The following is a 16,583-nucleotide window of genomic DNA, read 5'->3' as shown; positions in this document are numbered from 1 at the left end:
ACATGTCGCCCACGAAGGACGCAGACCGAGCTCGCCATCCAACTTCAGGATGTTGGGCAGCGTCATCCGTTCCAGGTGCCTCTCCGCGAGCAGGCGGGTCAATGGTCGCGCGCCCGCAGGCATGACGCGGTGCGGGCGTTGACCGAGGGCGGGCCTGCTCGACGGGCCGAGTAGCCGGAGCGGGCTACGTGCGGAGCTGGATACGGGTCTGCGGCCGAAGCGGGACGAGCTGCTGCGCGTAGGCGCGAACGACGCGGTTGTAGAGGTCCTTCACCTTCGGCGCCTTGAGGCTCACGACGAACGCGTACGGGATCGGCTGCGGATCGACGACCTTCATACCGCTCTCGCGGTGGTGGTAGTAGATGTCGAAGCAGGGGTCCGACAGCGACGACGAGCGGAGGCGCTCCTCGTGGTGCAGGCACGGCTCCCACTTGTGGCCGTCGTCGCGCAGCACCGACTCGGACTGGCCGTAGAGGTTCGCCGGCGAGAAGAACGACCGCGTCTTGGCGTGCTTCGACTGCTTGGCGCCGTCCTTCGGCTTCGTGAATTTGGCGCTGTGCGGGCGGAACGCGACCTCGAGCCCGGAGCGCGTGTACGTGCCGGGGTGCTCGGGATCGACCTCGGGAGCGATCACGAGGCTGGCGGCCAGCAGGACCTCGCCTTCCAGCGTGACGTTGCTGATGGGGACCGGCGCGCGGAGGTGTTCGCCAACCGGCAGCTCGCCCTGGAAGACGACCAGCGTCTCGTCGTCGTCGCAGGTCACGAGCTGAAGCGGGTCCGCTTCGAACCGGCCCCACCCGACATGCTTCAGCTCGTGGTGGTCCTCGGTGTGGGCACGGTGGATGAGGAGCGCGCGGATCGCGAGGGGCCCAAGCCGTGTCCCCAACTGCGCGCCGATCGACGCAGCAGAGCGGAGCGCGAACGGCGCCGCGAAGCTGGTGCCGTGGATCTGCCCGCCGCGAAGCTGCGGGGTGAGCACGCCGAAGGGTTCGTGGGCCGAGCCGCCGAACGCGAGGCCGTCCGGCTTCACGATGCCCGGGCTACGACCAGGACCGACGCACGAGTAGGCCGCGCGCTGCCACCCGCCGCCCCGCCGGTCGGCAGCACCGACGGAGAGCACGTTCACGCCATCGGCGGGAGGCTGGATGCGGTTGAGGCCCGTGGCCTCGTCGAGCTCGCCATCGTTGCCGGCCGCGACGGTTGCGACGCACTTGCCGTGCGCGAAGCGCTTGTCGAGCGCAGCGGTCCACAGCGTGACCTCGTCGTCGTCCACCGCGAGCGACGGCCCGAGGCTGATGTTCACGTAGGAGTAGAGCCCGGGGTTCTTGTCGAGGTGTCCGACGATACGGTCGAGGACGTCGAAGTAGTCCGGGTCGCTCGCGGTGCCGGTCTTGTTGTCGAGGACGCGAACGTGATCAACCGCGCACAGTGGCGGCGCGGGCGCTTGCCCGGACGCGAGGGGCCCGAAGAGGAACGCGGTCGTGACGCCGAGGCCGTGCTCCTCGAACGCGGGCACGGACGGCCCGAGCCCCGCGGGCTCCACCAACATCGCCCACTGCGAGAGCGCCTTCTTGGCCGCCGCAGGAATGCCGCCGTCGAAGATGACAGCCCGAGAGGAGCCGTCGACGGGAGCATCTTTCGGCAGCCGAACGTCGAAGCCCTGTGTGCCGCGCTGGATCGACGGACGGAACGGACGCAGCGTCGGCATCCCACGCGCGACGCGCACAAAGGAGAAGCGCGCGATGTCCTCGGCGTGCTTCGGATCGACGCGCACGGGGAGGAACGTCAGCCCCTGGACGTCTCGCCGGCGTGCGATCAGCGGCTCTGCGTTGTGGGCCTTCGCATACTTGATGAAGTCGAGGACGATCGAGTCGACGCCCGAGTTGTGCAGAACGACCTCGAGGAGAACGCCCTTGCCCTCGGGGATGCCGCGCAGCTTCGACTTCGCATCGAAGGCGTTGAGATCCTCGATGTGGCTCAGTGAGATGGCGCCCTTCGTGCTCTCGGTCCAGCGCTTCACCGATGTTGCCCAGCGGTTGAACGCGGTCTTCGCGCCCGCGACGAAGATATCCTCGGTGACGGCATCCTCGCCGTGCCTCTCGATGCCCCACTTCTCGGGCGTGATGGTGCGCGAGCGGCTGCCGACGGCGCGAAGGCCGACGGCCGAGAAGAGATCGCTCGGGTAGTCGCTCTTCGAGAGGAAGCGAGGATGGAGGGTCACGACGGCGACGGCTTCGCCGCGTGGGCAAGCGTCTTCGGGAAGCTGGGTGATCTGTGCGGTCACCTTCGCGAGGCGCTGGGCGATCCTCGTCTTCGCGGTGCTGAGGTCGTAGGGGACGTTCTTCTCGCCGCCCGCCTTCGGGACCTGGACCTTCGAGACGAGACGCTCGCCCTGACCAAGTAAGAAGTTGTGTTCGCGTGCCATCAGTTTCGCTCCTCTCGACGAGTTCCAGACTTCGAGCGCGAGCGCCTCGCGGGCTTCGATGTCGAAGCGGACGCGCCGCCGAGGTGTTTGCGCAGCGTGTCCCGCGAGAGCCCGGTGAGGGTCGCGACCTCGCGCTGAGACTTGCCCGTGGAGCTGAGCCACGCGGCCACGCGCAGTTTCGTCTCTTGGTCGGCCTTCTCGGACAGGTCCGAGACCACGCGCTCGATGGCAGCCGTCGTCGACGTCCCGCTCACGACGGCCGACCTGCGGGCGGCAGTCACGATGCGGACGACGTCGGCGAACGAGTGCCCCTCGAGCAGCGCAGGGAGGGGCCCGATGCTGTCCTTCAGCGCATCGTCAGAACCAACGAGCTGGCGGATGACGACGGCGATCTCGCCCGCCTTCGGGTGCGGGAACTCGACGACGCGGTCGAAGCGCCGCCACACGGCCGGGTCTAGGAGCTCGGGGTGGTTGGTCGCGGCGACGAGGATGCCGCTCGTTGGCCAGTCGTCGACGGACTGAAGAAGCACCGTCACGAGTCTCTTCAGCTCGCCCACCTCGGTGGCGTCGTCACGCCGTTTCGCGATGGCGTCGAACTCGTCGAGCAGGAGGACCGAAGGCGTGAGCCGTGCGAAGTCGAGCACCACGCGGATGTTGTTGCCCGTGCGCCCGAGGAAGCTGCTCATCACGGCCGCGAGGTCGAGGGTCAGCAGCGGGCGCTTCGTGTGCGCCGCGAGCCATCGGGCCGCCAGTGTCTTCCCCACACCGGGCGGGCCCACGAAGAGGAGCGAGCGGGTCGGCGCGATGCCCGCATCCACGAGCTTCTCCTCCTGCTCACGCTCGTGAACCACCGCAGCCAACTGCTCGCGCACCGGCGCGGGCCAGGTCGGCTCCGTGGCGAGCAGGGGCACCTGCTCGCGACGAAGCAGCTCGAGGCGGCTGTCGAGATCCACGGGCAGAGGCTGCTGCACGCCTCGGGTGGGCCCGGCCGCAGCGGCCTCCATCACGCTCTTCACCATCTGGGCGAGGTCCGGCCTGCGCGCGGCAACCGCACGCAGCATTCGCCGCGAGAGGGCAGCCACGTCGTCCACCTTGCCTTCGAGGGCGAGGCGAACGAGGTGGACGGTGTCTTTGTCGAAGTCGCTCATCGTCGTCCACTTCCAGTGCCCGATAACTACGGGCGGTTGTGTCACACGTGGACTACGATGTCAATACTCTACGTGCATCTAGTCCACATTCGTACGGCTCTATTTTCGGTGGAATCAAGGCAAGTGGACGACGCCACGGATATTTTCGGCCATCTTCGTCCACGCCCTCCACTGCTCGGCCCATGTACCCGCGTGGGCCGCCACCCGGAGGGTGACCCTCTGGTCGTGCCAGAGCGCCATCACCTCGCACAGCATCGGTCCCGCGAACCGGCGTCGCCACCGCCCGCAGCCGGGCCGTCATCACCTCGTCGGGCCTCTGCATCATCAGCACGCGCGTCTCGCGCGCTTATTGCGTTCCCGATGGCCTCATGATCCGCAGGACCGGCATGCCGTTCGGTCCTTCCTCCAGCGAGGCCCGGTTGGTCGGCTCCCCGGCGATGGCGCCGCGGCGTGTGGCGATCGCGGGTGGCTCAGACGCGCGAGCAGCGTCGTGCAGTTCCAGGCGCGTGAGCGCTAGCGCGTCGTCGTCGCTAACCGCGCAGGCCACCGCCAAGCGCCGCGCTCGCGGGCGGCGTGGCCGCGCGAGCGATGTCGTGCCGCGCCGCGCGTGGCGGTCACAGCGCGCCGTCACCGCTGCCTGCGCGCGGCGCCGCGCCGGGTCGGGCTTGCAGCCGACACGCGCAGCCCGGGGCCCATGGTCGGTAGCGCGCTCCCGCGGCGGCGCGGGCAGGCAGCTGGCGCCCGCAGGCCGACACGCGCTGGAGCCGCGCAGGTCGCTGCCCGCTGGCGCACGCTCTGGACGGTACGACCCCTGGCCCGTGTAGTGTTCTCGTCTAGATTCCGTTTGACGCCGATCCTGTGATCAGAAGAATGGGCCGCGTCGGCACGTTGCTCACGCGTTGCGGAAGACGGGACGGGGACGATGAGGACGACAGACCGGCAGAGCTCATCGTCGGCAATGTTCGGTCTCCTGCTTAGTGTCGTTCCGACGCAGGCCGACGCCTCCGAGCTGAGTGCCGGAATTAGCTTCGGGGGGATCCAGGCTGGCACCGTGACGCACCTGGCGGTGAGTCCGCACGCGGGATTATCGTGGCGCATCAACGGCAACATCCTATTAAATGTTCACGATCTGCTCAGCATCATTCCCCCAGTCCAGATAGGTGGGGCCGGTGTCTACAATAGCACCATTGCCGCGATCGGATATGGTTGGAAGAATGGCGATTTTAGTGCGGGCCCATCCGTCGCGATCTACTTCATGCCGGCTTGCGGAAGTACATTGTGTGGGCACGTTGCCGGGATGGCGGTAGGCGCGCATGCGCAAACCAACGCGTACGTTGCAGGGCCGCTCGGCGTCTCGGTGAGCGCCAATGTGGATTGGATCGGCGGGAGCAGCCTTGTACTCCCAGGCTACGTGTCCGTGCTTATCGTCGTCGGTCCTGTGCTTCGATGGAGCATAAGATGAACGCAAAAAGAATTCTGCTGATGATTGTGGGCATTGCCATCTGCATGCTAGCGGCATGCAACTGGACGGTAGAAGACTGCTACCCCCGCGAGGAGTGGGTGAAGGGTGAAGGTGCAGGTGGACCAGTCGGGCCGCCCGTTCCTGTCTTCACCTCCGTCGCGTCGGGGGACTTCGGGGCGGAGCCGCCGAGCGGGCCGGAGTACGGCAGCGAGCGCAAACTCCAGTGCAACAAAACGGACGACGAAGACGAGGACGAGGACGAGGACGAACGCCCGAGCGACAGCTCGGAGAGGCCGACAGCTAGCCCGACGAGCCCGCCAGATCCCTGCCAGCAGAGCGGCGCTCCGACCATGGGGTGCACAGGCAAAATACCGATCGACCCGCGAGCGTTCAATTTTGTTACGATCGTCGCCTACGATGGAACCGTGAGCGGTTGGCAGGAGGCAAAGGCAGATCTATATTTCGGTCACAATTTGGAGGGTGACGCAGCGTGTTCGGTCATCGTAGGAATGCCCATTCGAAGCGAGCGTTGGGGGTTGACATCACCAGAGACGGCGGCAATATATGCCGCCAATGTAGCGAACGCATGTGCGGATTTTCTGTATGAGAATGGAGGCCGAGATCTTCCGCAAGGGATATTCTGCGAGAGGCATAAGAGCTGCATGAGGGAGCGTTTTCCCAAGATGTATGAAGAGCTTGGTGCCAGGGTTAAGTGATTCCATGAAACACAGCATCGATGAGCTGCTCGACATTGTCTATCGATACTATCCACGTGGGGTTGGGCTCACCAAGGATGGCGATATCGACGTCCAGCTCTGCAAGAAGACGGAGGAGCACGCTCGGCTCGTGGCCGCGCGGATCCAGGCATCGAAGGACGAGCGCTGGCACTCCATGCTGCGTCGCATCGCAGAACGATTCCCTGGCATGCTCATGAATCACTCGCTACACCTCCCCACCGGCGGCTGGGACGGCTGCTATTCATTTACGATCGATCTGCCAAGATCCACCGGTGAGCCGATCTGGTTTCATGTGAGCTTCCTGGCTCCTTATTATATTGTCCACAGTTTGCGCACGGTTGAGATCGTGAAACAAACGAAGGACTTGTTCGCGGTCGAATTTCGAGACGTCCGTTTCCTTGTTCATCGAAGCCCATTCGATCCAGGTTTCGTGTCGCGCCCGGACGATAGCCTCAGGTCTGCCGCTATCGAGAAGAGCTACGCTAGCTTCGAACTCTTGCCGGAACAGGAGCCGTGCGCGGAATGGATTTCCCGCGACATCGAAGCGACGTTCGGTTGCGAGCGCATGCCGCCGGAGATCGGGACCGTGCTCGTGCCCGATGTGACAGCGGGCCTGGGTTTTCCGGGTGAGATCAGGCTCTACGATTGCCTGTTTTCAGACCAGCATACATGGGTGAAGCCATCGCCGCATGAGATGCCGGCACCAGGCGTAAATATCGAAGCGAGCAACCTGACAGATTCGCTCGTTGCGGTACTCACCGTGCTCGCGGCGACTTACCGAATTGCATGGACTCTGATGCCAGAGGTGCAGAGCGGTTCTTCCTACTGGGTAGCGACGACAGATGGGGTCCTGCACAAAGAGGAAGTTACAAAGGCGCTTGCGAAGATTCGCCTGCTCCTTGAGTCACCCAAGACTCCTCGCGGCATCGCTGCCAAGCGCGAGCTCGAAGTTGCCGCGCGCGAGCTCGAAGCCCTGGTCGCTTCGTGGGATGGTGAAGGCGAGCCGCCGGCCGCCATGGTCGCTTGGGCTTCCAGGTCCCTGGCGACTTGGCCCGTGGACTCGGTCGCCGATCTCCCGTGACGTGACTGGGGCTACTCGGGAAAGCGAAGCGTCTCGTGCCTCTCGCCGCTCTGCCCCATCGTGGTCGTGCCATCGTGGTTCCAGCTCATGCCGCCATGGCCCGGCTGTCCGATCTCGAAGATGACGCCCTCGAGCGCGAGCTGGCCCTCGTCGAGGTACGCGACGCCGATCGAGTCGCCGCCGCGCCCCGGGCCGCCGTAGCCGCCGTGGCCTCCTTCGCCGCCCGGGCCGCCGAAGCAGCCCTGAACGGCGTCCACGTCGGCGGCGCCCGGTGCGCCTCGGCCCCCTCGGCCGCCTTCCTGGGGCGGCCCGCCGTCGCCGCCCCTGCCGCCGGAGATCGTCGTGATCTCGCTGTCGCGCACCGTCACCCGGGCGTGAAGCGCGAGGACGCCGATGGTCGGACGTCCGTTCGCTCCCCCACGGCCCCCCCGGCCTCCGCAGCCGCCGGCCCCACCCGAGCCTCCTCCTCCGCCTCCCTTGGAAGCCGCGCCGCACACGGCCAGCCCGCCCCGGCGACCGCCGCCGCCGCCGCCCCCCTGGCCCGGGGTGCCCCACGTCCCCTCGCCCCCCGTGTCGCCCTCCCAACCGGCCTCGGTGAGGCGCCCGATGCCCTTGCCGGGCGCGCCCTGCGTTCCCGGAGCCCCCGGGCCCCCGGTGAATCCGCTTTCGCAACGGCGGTTGTCTCGCTCCCCGATGCCGCCGCGCGAGGGCGAAGTGTAGACGGGCTCCCCGTCGCCGCCATCCCCGGCGCTGTCGGGCAGCCCATCCCCTCCCTTGCCACCGACGCTCGTGTGCCCGCTCTCGCACCGGTTCACCGCCGCAGGTCCGCCGGCGACGAGGGGCGCCGAGCACCCCTCGCCAGCGAAATTGCCATCCGGTCCGTCCGGTTGATCGGTCGGCCACTGCTCGCCATCGCTGCCCGCTATTGCGCCGTCTGCGCGGATCTCGCTCCGCACGATCTCCACCCCCGTGTTGGACTGGACGAGCACGCCGAGCGGACCAAAAGCCCCAAGGTTGAGATCGGCGAGCGTCGACACCCCGTCCGCGGCCCCGCTGTCCTCGGGACCCGCGGGCTCGACGATCACCATGGGGTCGGCGAGGTCGGCGATCGGCTGGTGAAAAAATGTGGTTCGCGGGATTTCAGGGTCGCGATTCCATCGCCGGCAGTGAAAGCCCCCGAGGAGGTCCACGCCGGAGGGCACCCTGATCTGACGCACCGGAAATCCGTCGTTGCAGATGAACATGCGGCCTCGTCCCGTGCGCGCGAGCTCGACGGCACGCTCGACGGTGGCCACAGGCTTCGCCTTCGTGCCGGGGTTCCTGTCGTCGCCAAAACCGTAGGGTCCAGCGATGAACACGCCACAGCCGTCGTCGAGGATATCGGCGGCGACGTGCTCGGCGCAAACCGACTCCGGGGGCGGCTCTTGCTCGCACGAGGTGCCCTCGCAAGGCGTCACGCCAGGGTCGTTCACGTCGGGCGCAGTTCCGCAGCCGGTGGCCCACGGCGACAACAGAAAGACGAAGGTAGCAGCGGTGGTCTTTCTCATGTGCGCATCCTGACGTGCGCTGTCAGCGCAGGGTAGTTCATCGAGCCGGTTCCGGATCTAGCGTATCGAACGGGTACCAGAACAGCGCAATCCCGGCTTTCCCCTGGCCGGGCGTGCTTTCGAAGGGTGCATTGCCGCCGCGGCCACCCTTGCCGGCTTGTCCAGGCAAGACCTTCGCGAACTCCGTGATGGCCACGGAGGCGCCCACGGAGCCGATGCCGAGCGAGTGGCCGCCGAGACCGCCGCCGGCATCGCCCCCGCGACCGCCGTCGCCGCCAAAGCCGCCGCGGCACCCTCGCGACGTGTCGGTCAGAAGAGCGTCTCCGCCGTGTCCGCCGGCAACCCCAAAGCCTCCCCACTGGCCCGTTCCGCCGACCCCGCCGTCGCCGCCCTTGGCCCCGAGGACCGTGCTCGCATCGACTGTGAGGTCGCTCCCCTGCAACGCCACGATCGCGATGCTCGCGCCGCCGTAGTCGCCTCCCTTGCCCCCCTTGCCACCGCAGCCGCCACTGCCCCCCGAGCCGCCGGCCGCACCGCCCTGGGGCCGACCTGCCGGACACGCGTTCCTGGCGGAGTCGCGACCTTTGCCGCCCCCGCCCCCGCCGCCGCCCTGACCGGCGCCGCCCTTCGCTCCATCCTTCCCGCGGACGCCGACCCATCCGTACTCGTCCAGGAGGCCAGCGCCATCCGCTCCGGCAGCGCGCTCCGCAGGAGCGCCGTCGGCTCCGTTCTGCCCCTGCCTGCATGCCATGCTGACCGCGCCGGATCCACCCAGGCCGCGCTCGGTCGGATTCCCGAGCGGCTCCGGCAGCCCTGAAGTTCCGTCGCTGCCCGTCTCGAGGCCTCCATCGCCCCCCTGGCCACCCGTCGACTCGATCCCGTCGCCGCACACGGTCACGACCGGAAGGGCGCCCAGCGCCGCGTCCGCGGTGCAGGCGTCCGAGCCGTCGTTCCCCACCACACCGGAGTTCGCGCGAACGCTCGGCGCGTCCTCGCCCGGCTCTCCATCCTTGCCATCGCCTGCAAGGATCTTGCTCTGCCGCACGATTGCCCTGGCCCCAGGGCTCAAGATCATCGCGATCGACGACTTGCCGTCGTCCGCGGACGCATCCGCCGCCTCGACGCGCACGCCGAAGACCGTTGACGTCGCGTGCTCTTTGTCATCCGCGATCACCCTCAGCGGGATACCCACCTGCGGAGCGATGATCGTCGGGTGATTCGGTCCGCCGAACGACCCGTCATACGACCAATCGCCGCCGTCACACAGGCGCCCGCCCCAGAGGTCGACCCCCGAGGGCAGCGTGATCTTCTCCGCGAACGACCCGCCGCACGCGTACACGCGCCGGGTCGCTCCCTCGCCGTGGCCTCGCCCGTGCGTGGCGAGCCCGATCGCGTGCTGGAGCGTCGCGACCGGCGCTCCCTTCGTGCCGGGGCTCGTGTCGTCGCCCTGGGCGCTGACGAACACCCCGCATTCATCAAGGGCCTGCGCCGTGGCTGGATCGCCGTCACAGGGTCCCGGTTGCGGAGGAGGGCTCTCGCACAGGAAGCTCTCTGCACAGTCGTCAGAATAGCACCCAGCCGTGCCAGAGGCGCCGGCCATGCCAAGCATGATGGGCGCGAGGGAACGCAGGAGCTCTCGGCCTCGCCAATTCAATATGCGACGCATGTCCCTCCCCCTCACCATGCTCCTTCGAGGATCACACCTGCCCGCTCGCTCGTCGCGATAGGCACAATGCGGAGGCGTTCGGCTGGTCGCGCGTCCCCGAAGATCGCAACTTCCGTCAGAAACGAGGCCGCCGTCGCGATCCCGAACACGGTGCTTGCCGCCAGCGACACCTTGCCAAGGGTGGCGAACAGGTCCCGCTCCTTGACCTGGGCATGAATGTCGGCGCACGCCCCCGGCGCGCTCGCTTGGCGGCAGGCGTCAGACCTCCACCCCTGGTCGCGACGTACAGAATTGGCCTCGCCTAGGTTGGTATGCACCACATGAGCGCGCAGGAGGAACACCGCGCCGGCCGCCGCCGTCGCCGTCGTGAGCACGACGCCGCCAATTCGCACCGTCCCCGGCCAGGTAGCCGACGGCGCCGGAGCCTGCGCGGAGGTCCTCGCCGCCTGCGCGTCCGTGGCCGCTTTCTTCGCTGGGCCCCCTGCCTCGCCGTCGCCCCTACTGCTCACAGCCGAGCGCGGTAACTGGATCGTCATGATCGGTTCGGTCGCCGCCTGCGCGTCCAGCGTCTGGGAGCCTTCCTCGCGGCCCGGTGCCCGGGCCCGCACCATGTGCTTGCCAGGCTCGAAGAACAGTCTGTAGGTCCGCCTGGGTAAGCCGATGGGCTTGCCGTCGACGAACACCTCGGCATCCGGCGGATCCACCGACAGATAGAGGGTGGCGAGGAACGGAACGGCCGTGGCCAGTCCATCCGTGAATCCTTTTTGCTGCTGAGGAGAAAGCGCCTTGTGCCGCTCAAGGCTCCAAGCCAGGTGCTCCGCCGCATCGCGGAACTTGCGCAACTTGAGCTCGCAAAGGCCCAGCTCTCCAGCGATCTCGGCGGATTCTCTCTCTGTAACAGATGTCGAGTCGATCGCCTCGAAGGCCGCCTTATAGGCGGCGTGTGCCTCGGTCCACTTTCCCGATGCCCGAGCTCGTCGAGCACGGCGAAGATGGTCCTTTACGCTCGAACCGTCGCTCCGTACGGTTGACGGACTGCGGTCCTCCGCACGGACCGGACAGGTACTGCCGGTCACGACACCGACCATCAGGCATATCCAGAGCGACTGCGCAACAAAACGCATGCATGAACGGTACTTACGCCAGCCGTGGCGCGTCAACGGCGCTGAAAATGTCGTAACCTGAACGTTCGGATGAGAAAATCGCACCCGGTCCGGGAATGCGGCCACCGCTGCTCGTGCAGTTGCGGACGCGGCGTCCCTACATGTCGCACATGGTTCGACGGACGCTGGGGCTGCCCTGCATTTTTTTGAAGCCCTCCAGGCGGCTCAGGTGTTCTACCAGTGATGGGCGAGCCAGCCAGCACCCCCACCGGCTTCGAGTTCCTCCGGCGCCTCGCGCGGCGCCTCGGGGTCCCTGCGCAAGACGCGGAGGACCTCGCGCAGGACGCCTTGCTGCGGGGACTGGAAGCGGCTCAGCGGGTCGAGTTCGGGGAGGCCCGAGCGTCCTACGATGCCACCATCGTCCTGAACCAGGCGCGGAACCACGTCCGGAACGCACGCCGTCGGGGGGAGGTCCTGACCTCGTTCGACGACCACGAGCTTCGGGCGGAGGGCCCGACTCCTGAAGAGATGCTCCGCAGGCAGCAACGGGAGGCGCTCCTCCATGACCTGATCAACCAGGTCGACCCCAAGTACCGCGACGTCTTGATCAAGCACGCGATCGAGGAAGTGCCGCTCGTCGAGATCGCCTCCGAGCTGGGGATCAATCCGAAGACGGTCAGGACACACTACCGCCGAGCGCTGGAGGACCTCTACGCGGCCGTGGAACGCCGGAGAGTGCGGCAGCGCTCGCACGGATGGGACGACGCTGCGTGCGTCCCGTTCGCCTTCCATTTGCGCTGCCGCGAGGGGTGGCCGAGCAAGCTAGGCCGCCTGGGCATCAAGATCCTGGTGCAGGGAGCGATCGTCGTGCTGACCGGTGCCGTCGTCGCGGCGTTGCCGGACTCGTTCAACCCGGCGTCGTGGTTGCGGGCGGCGGTGGTGCGCGCTCCTGCGCCCGCTCCGGCGGTGGTGGAGATCGCGCCGCCTCCGGCCCAACTTCCCCTGCGCGCTTCGGCCACGCCCACCGCGCAGGAGGTCGCGCAGCCGGCGCAGGACCGAGGCGCACGGGCGCCTGCTCCGTCAGGCGCGCCGATTCGTCGTACCTCGCTCCCCGTCCGCGCCGTGGTCCCAGCCGTCAGCCAGCGCGAGCAGAGCCTCATCGACGAGGCCCGAAGGGCCATCGAGAACCACAACGCGGTCGCAGAGGCGCGCCGATTGCTTGAGACACATGCGCGGGAGTTCCCGCAAGGACAGCTCGCCGCGGAGCGCGAAGCACTCCTAGCGCAGATTCGCTGAGTCCTCGGCGTCCCTCCGGCAGCCAGCGGGCGGTGACGCAGGTGGTGTCGTCGGACGGCACAAGGCCGAGATCTGCCTTGCGTCCAGACAAGGACGTTCACGTCCAGGAGACGAAACGCGATGGATAGGATGGAGGATCTACTTGGTGCGATGTGGCTCATTTCGCCGCTCGGACTCGCGATGATAGCCTGCGTCGCGATCGGCTTCGCGGTCACCGCGCGCGAAGCGCTCGGACGCGAGCGCGGGCTTCGCGAGGCGCGCGAGCACGCGCATGACGACGACGAGGCAGCCCTCACCGATGCGAAGGAGCAGGCTGCGGCGGAGCGTGACCGATGCTGGCGCCTTCTGGACTGTCACGTCGATGCGGCGCTTGCAGAGCTGACAGACGCCCACGCGCGTCCCGTCCCCTGGCCAGGAAGGGTCCTCGAGTCGTTCTGCGCGACGACGCCGTCGTGGAGGAGGAAGCTGGCCGAGAGCACGGGGTTGGAGCCGAGGGAGGTGGAGCGGTTGCTGAGGAGCGACCTCCCGATGACGCCCGGCCTTGCTCGGCAGCTGGAGGCCTTCACCGGCACGCCGGCGCGGTACTGGGAGCGCCTCTGGCAGCTGCACGGCGACCACCGGACCGACGCCGAGGAGACCGTGGTGATCCAGGTCGGCGAGCCCGTAACCAAGCGCGAGAGCTCGGCGCGTCCGGCGTCGTCGCCGGCGCAGAGCTCGACACCGCCGACGCTACCTCCCCGCGCGCTCGACGTTCCTCCGCCTGTGGTGCCGTCTCCCGAGCTTGCGGCCAGGAGCCCGCGGGCGAAGCTCCCGCCGCCTCCACTGCCGCGGCTTCGGTCGCCGCTCCCTGTCCGCGCCGCCACGGGGACTGAGCCCGCCCGGCGCGCTGCGACGCTGACGAGCTTCCCGGTACAGCGTGACGAAGGCGGGCCGGGTTCCGCAACGGCTGCCAATTGGGAGGACGTAGAGCGCTCTCCGCTGAACACGACCCTTCCGGGAGTAGGGAGCCATGGGTGAATTCCGTAATATCATTATGCTTCGGGAAGCCAGCGAGATCTCGGTGCGGGGAGTGGGATTGCAATGAGCGTCAAGGGTCTGGTTGTCCACTTTCGGCGCGACTTGGACGACGATGAGGCGCAGCGAACGATCGACGCTCTGATGATGATCAAGGGCGTTGTCAAGGTGGCATCTGTCAAGGCCGGTTACGAAGACGAACTGAACCGGCAGCGGGTCAAGCGAGATCTGCTAAGCAAGATTGACGGGCTTCTGAGGGATGACGAGGCCACGATCTAGCTGCCGACGAACCCGCGTCATCGTGGCGTCGGCGCAACCGGCCCGCCGCGCCTCAATTTGCCTACCGCGTCAAGTACGGAGGGCGCGGCGGCACCCACCGCGTGATGACGCCGGTCGAGCTGCTGGCGCGGCTCGCGGCGCTGGTACCGCCGCCCAGAGTTCCGCTCGTGATCTACCACCGCGTGCTCGCGCCGCATGCGAAGCAACACAGCATCGTGGTACCGAAGGCGACGGGGAAGGCGTGTAAGGGCGAGCAGCGCGCCGGAGCTGATAGCCCCCCGATCGCAAAGGAGCGCGTCGAGCCGCAGCAGGACGGCCTGGTGCGGCTCTCGCTCAAGCGCGCCTTCGCTGACGGGACCGTCGCAGTGGACATGGATCCGCTCTCGCTCCTGTGCCGCCTCGCGGCCAGCGTCCCGCCGCCGCGCTTTCACACCGTGAAGTACACTGGCGTGCTCGCCTCGACAAGTCCATGGCGCAAGCGCATCGGACCGCGCCCTGCGAAGCCAGAAGAGCCTACGAAGGCGGACGATGACGCCGCTCCGAAACGCAAGCGTGGCGGCTATCGACCGTGGGCCGAGCTCTTGCGCCGCACATTTGCGATCGACATCCTGCGAACGCAAAGCATGAAAACCTGCTGAGGCTGGTGCTGTACCGGCGTGTTTTCAAGATCCGCAGGAATTCCGGGAAGGGTGGGAATGAGGCTGCAGATGGGTCGCTCCCGTCAACGGAGTGGGGTCGTGAGGGGGTCCCCGAAAGGAAGGCGGGGATCCATGACCCAGCGTGCGTGGAGGATCGAGTGGAGAGCGCGGCCCCAGCCCGACGGTTCATCTCGGCTCAGCCTGGCGGTCGGCCTCGTGATCGACGCCGCGGCAAGCCCCCCGATCGGGTTGCGCAGGAGCGGGGACGACGGCGCCAAGAGGAGCAACGAACCCAACGCAAGCAACAGCAACGAAAGGAGAGACCATGAGCCAACGAGCCGCCCTCTATGCGCGCGTCTCGACGGCGCGGCAGGAACAGGAGCAAACGGTGGCGTCGCAGCTCGAAGCGCTCGAGAACGCAGCGACCGCCATGGGACTCACGGTGCCGGCAGAGCGACGGTACATCGATGACGGCATCAGTGGCGCTCGCCTCGATCGGCCGGGATTGGACGCGTTGCGCGACGCAGCGGCCGATGGGCTGATCGACGTGGTGCTCGTACACGCTCCCGATCGGCTCGCGCGCAATTACGTGCATCAGGTTGTGCTGGTCGAGGAGCTGACGAACCGCGGAGTCCACGTACACTTCGTCGAATGCCCCGCGACCGAGCGTGCCGAGGACCGCCTGCTCGTGCAGATGCAGGGCATCATCGCCGAGTATGAGCGCGCGAAGATCATGGAACGCACGCGTCGCGGTCGTATTCACAAACTGCGTGCCGGGCAGATGCTCCCTTACAGCTCTGTCGCACGCTATGGCTATGCCATCGAACGCTCTGCCGATGGGCTGCGGCGCACGGTCGTCATCGACGAGGTCGAAGCCCAGCATGTACGGGCGATGTACCGGTGGGTGCGCGAGGAGGATCTCAGCTCACGCGCCGTCGCCAGGCGACTGAACGCACAGGGGATACGTCCCCGCAGGGCGGCGCGGTGGACCGAGGGCCGCGTCCATGGGGTGCTGACCGACCCCACCTATACTGGCATGGCGACCTACGGTCGTCGGATGTCGGTCGAACCGGCACGACCGAAAAAGCCGGGTTCCTACCGAAAGCACCTCAAGAGCTCCAGCCGCTTCCGTCCCAAGCAGGAGTGGCTCATCATTCCGGTCCCTCCGATCGTTGACGAAAAGGAGCAAGCCGAGGTCCGCGCGATCCTCGCGAAGCACCGGTGGCAGGCGCCGCGGCACCTCAAGTACGACTACCTTCTCCGGTCGCTCGTCGTCTGCGGTGAATGCGGGTGGCGCATGGAGGGCCATCGACAGGCCCCGCGGTCCGGCGTGCCCTACGAGTACTTCTATTATGGATGCCGACGCCGCCTCGCCGAAGTGCGCGGCCATGACAAGCGGTGCAAAGCCAAGTACATCCGTCGCGACGAGCTCGATGCGGTTGTATGGGACGCGCTGGTATCGTGGATTCAGTCCCCGCAGATGCTGCTGCAAGAGGTTGAGGCATGGCGTTCGAGCCGCGCAGGAGAGGACCAGAATCGCCGTGACCGTGCCCGTCTCGAGAGCGCCGAGCGCAAGCTCCAGACTCACGTCGAACGGCTGGTCGACGCCTATCAGGCCGGCGCGATATCCGTCGAGGAGCTCAAGGCGCGGCGCGATCGCCTCGATGCCGAGCAGCGCGCGGTGCGCGTTCGCATCGAGGAGATCGCGGCCCAGGACCAGGACCGAACTCGGCTCAATCAGCTGGCCGACGACCTGACGGCCTTTGCGGTGACGTTGCGGGAAGGACTGGACAAGCTGGACTTTGCAGGGCGGCAACGCCTCGTCCGGCTGCTGATCGAGCGTGTCGTCGTGACAGGCGACCACGTCGCTATCGAGCACGCGATCCCGCTCTCCGGCCGGTTTTCGGCTTTACGTTCGCAGGATCGATGTCCTCGAGTGCCCAGCTTGCAAGGGGCGGATGAACCTCGTCGCCCTGGTGACCGAGCCAAGGAACATCGCCCGCTTTCTCTCCGCGCTCGGCGAGCCGACCGATGTTCCAGCACGCTCTCCCAACCGAGGGCCGCCGTACTGGAAGAGCACCGTTCTGCGCCCCAAGGCGCCCGGTAACACCGCATAGCGTCTCGCGACGCGCCTCCCGGGCCAGACCAACGCCCGGACGGACACGGGTGCCCACGGCACGCTGATGC

General features: G+C 67.3%; 12 protein-coding genes. 6 read left to right on the top strand and 6 right to left on the bottom strand.

Translation table 11 applies throughout. The annotated features are described in order from the left end of the window. Nucleotides 1-184 precede the first annotated feature (184 nt). Nucleotides 185-2,425 carry a S8 family peptidase gene (locus tag WMF19_RS40015; protein ID WP_437895184.1) on the bottom strand — a complete coding sequence of 747 codons (2,241 nt, stop codon included), beginning with the start codon at nucleotides 2,423-2,425 and terminating at the stop codon, nucleotides 185-187. Further along, complete coding sequence (locus tag WMF19_RS40010) at nucleotides 2,425-3,618, bottom strand: AAA family ATPase (protein ID WP_437895183.1); 1,194 nt, start codon at nucleotides 3,616-3,618, stop codon at nucleotides 2,425-2,427. Before WMF19_RS40010 ends, WMF19_RS40015 begins: the two co-directional genes overlap by 1 nt. Nucleotides 3,619-5,031: 1,413 nt before the next feature. Here WMF19_RS40010 and WMF19_RS40005 point away from each other — a divergent pair. Continuing rightward, complete coding sequence (locus tag WMF19_RS40005) at nucleotides 5,032-5,751, top strand: hypothetical protein (protein WP_437895182.1); 720 nt, start codon at nucleotides 5,032-5,034, stop codon at nucleotides 5,749-5,751. Nucleotides 5,752-5,755: 4 nt separating this feature from the next. Further along, nucleotides 5,756-6,853, top strand: a complete 1,098-nt coding sequence (locus tag WMF19_RS40000; protein WP_437895181.1) for a hypothetical protein — start codon at nucleotides 5,756-5,758, stop codon at nucleotides 6,851-6,853. Between the two features lie 11 nt (nucleotides 6,854-6,864). Here the strand turns inward: WMF19_RS40000 and WMF19_RS39995 are convergent, their stop codons facing one another. The 3 genes from WMF19_RS39995 to WMF19_RS39985 all read right to left on the bottom strand — a co-directional run bounded on the left by WMF19_RS39995 (nucleotide 6,865) and on the right by WMF19_RS39985 (nucleotide 11,154). Beyond that, nucleotides 6,865-8,400 carry a hypothetical protein gene (locus WMF19_RS39995; RefSeq protein WP_437895180.1) on the bottom strand — a complete coding sequence of 512 codons (1,536 nt, stop codon included), beginning with the start codon at nucleotides 8,398-8,400 and terminating at the stop codon, nucleotides 6,865-6,867. A gap of 37 nt (nucleotides 8,401-8,437) precedes the next feature. After that, nucleotides 8,438-10,000 (bottom strand): hypothetical protein, encoded by a 1,563-nt coding sequence (locus tag WMF19_RS39990; RefSeq protein WP_437895179.1) that lies wholly within the window; start codon nucleotides 9,998-10,000, stop codon nucleotides 8,438-8,440. Between the two features lie 77 nt (nucleotides 10,001-10,077). Beyond that, nucleotides 10,078-11,154, bottom strand: a complete 1,077-nt coding sequence (locus tag WMF19_RS39985) for a hypothetical protein (RefSeq protein WP_437895178.1) — start codon at nucleotides 11,152-11,154, stop codon at nucleotides 10,078-10,080. 258 nt (nucleotides 11,155-11,412) lie between these two features. On the opposite strand from WMF19_RS39985, the gene WMF19_RS39980 reads away from it, so the two are divergent. Beyond that, the gene (locus tag WMF19_RS39980; protein WP_437895177.1) at nucleotides 11,413-12,465 is read left to right on the top strand and encodes an RNA polymerase sigma factor; all 1,053 of its coding nucleotides are present in this window, start codon (nucleotides 11,413-11,415) and stop codon (nucleotides 12,463-12,465) included. Between the two features lie 138 nt (nucleotides 12,466-12,603). Here the strand turns inward: WMF19_RS39980 and WMF19_RS39975 are convergent, their stop codons facing one another. Then, on the bottom strand, nucleotides 12,604-12,858 hold the full coding sequence (locus tag WMF19_RS39975; protein ID WP_437895176.1) for a hypothetical protein: 255 nt from the start codon (nucleotides 12,856-12,858) through the stop codon (nucleotides 12,604-12,606). Between the two features lie 687 nt (nucleotides 12,859-13,545). Here WMF19_RS39975 and WMF19_RS39970 point away from each other — a divergent pair. From WMF19_RS39970 to WMF19_RS39960, 3 genes are all read left to right on the top strand, one after another. Beyond that, nucleotides 13,546-13,758 carry a hypothetical protein gene (locus tag WMF19_RS39970; protein WP_272104003.1) on the top strand — a complete coding sequence of 71 codons (213 nt, stop codon included), beginning with the start codon at nucleotides 13,546-13,548 and terminating at the stop codon, nucleotides 13,756-13,758. A 104-nt stretch (nucleotides 13,759-13,862) separates the two neighbouring features. Continuing rightward, nucleotides 13,863-14,396, top strand: a complete 534-nt coding sequence (locus tag WMF19_RS39965; RefSeq protein ID WP_437901720.1) for a transposase — start codon at nucleotides 13,863-13,865, stop codon at nucleotides 14,394-14,396. Nucleotides 14,397-14,721: 325 nt separating this feature from the next. Continuing rightward, entirely contained in the window at nucleotides 14,722-16,503 is a 1,782-nt protein-coding gene (locus WMF19_RS39960) for a recombinase family protein (protein WP_437895158.1), read from the top strand. Nucleotides 16,504-16,583: the final 80 nt, after the last annotated feature.

It is taken from the genome of Sorangium sp. So ce124, from assembly GCF_051525235.1.
Lineage (GTDB): Bacteria > Myxococcota_A > Polyangia > Polyangiales > Polyangiaceae > Sorangium > Sorangium atrum.
This window is presented reverse-complemented; position numbering and strand designations above follow the sequence as displayed.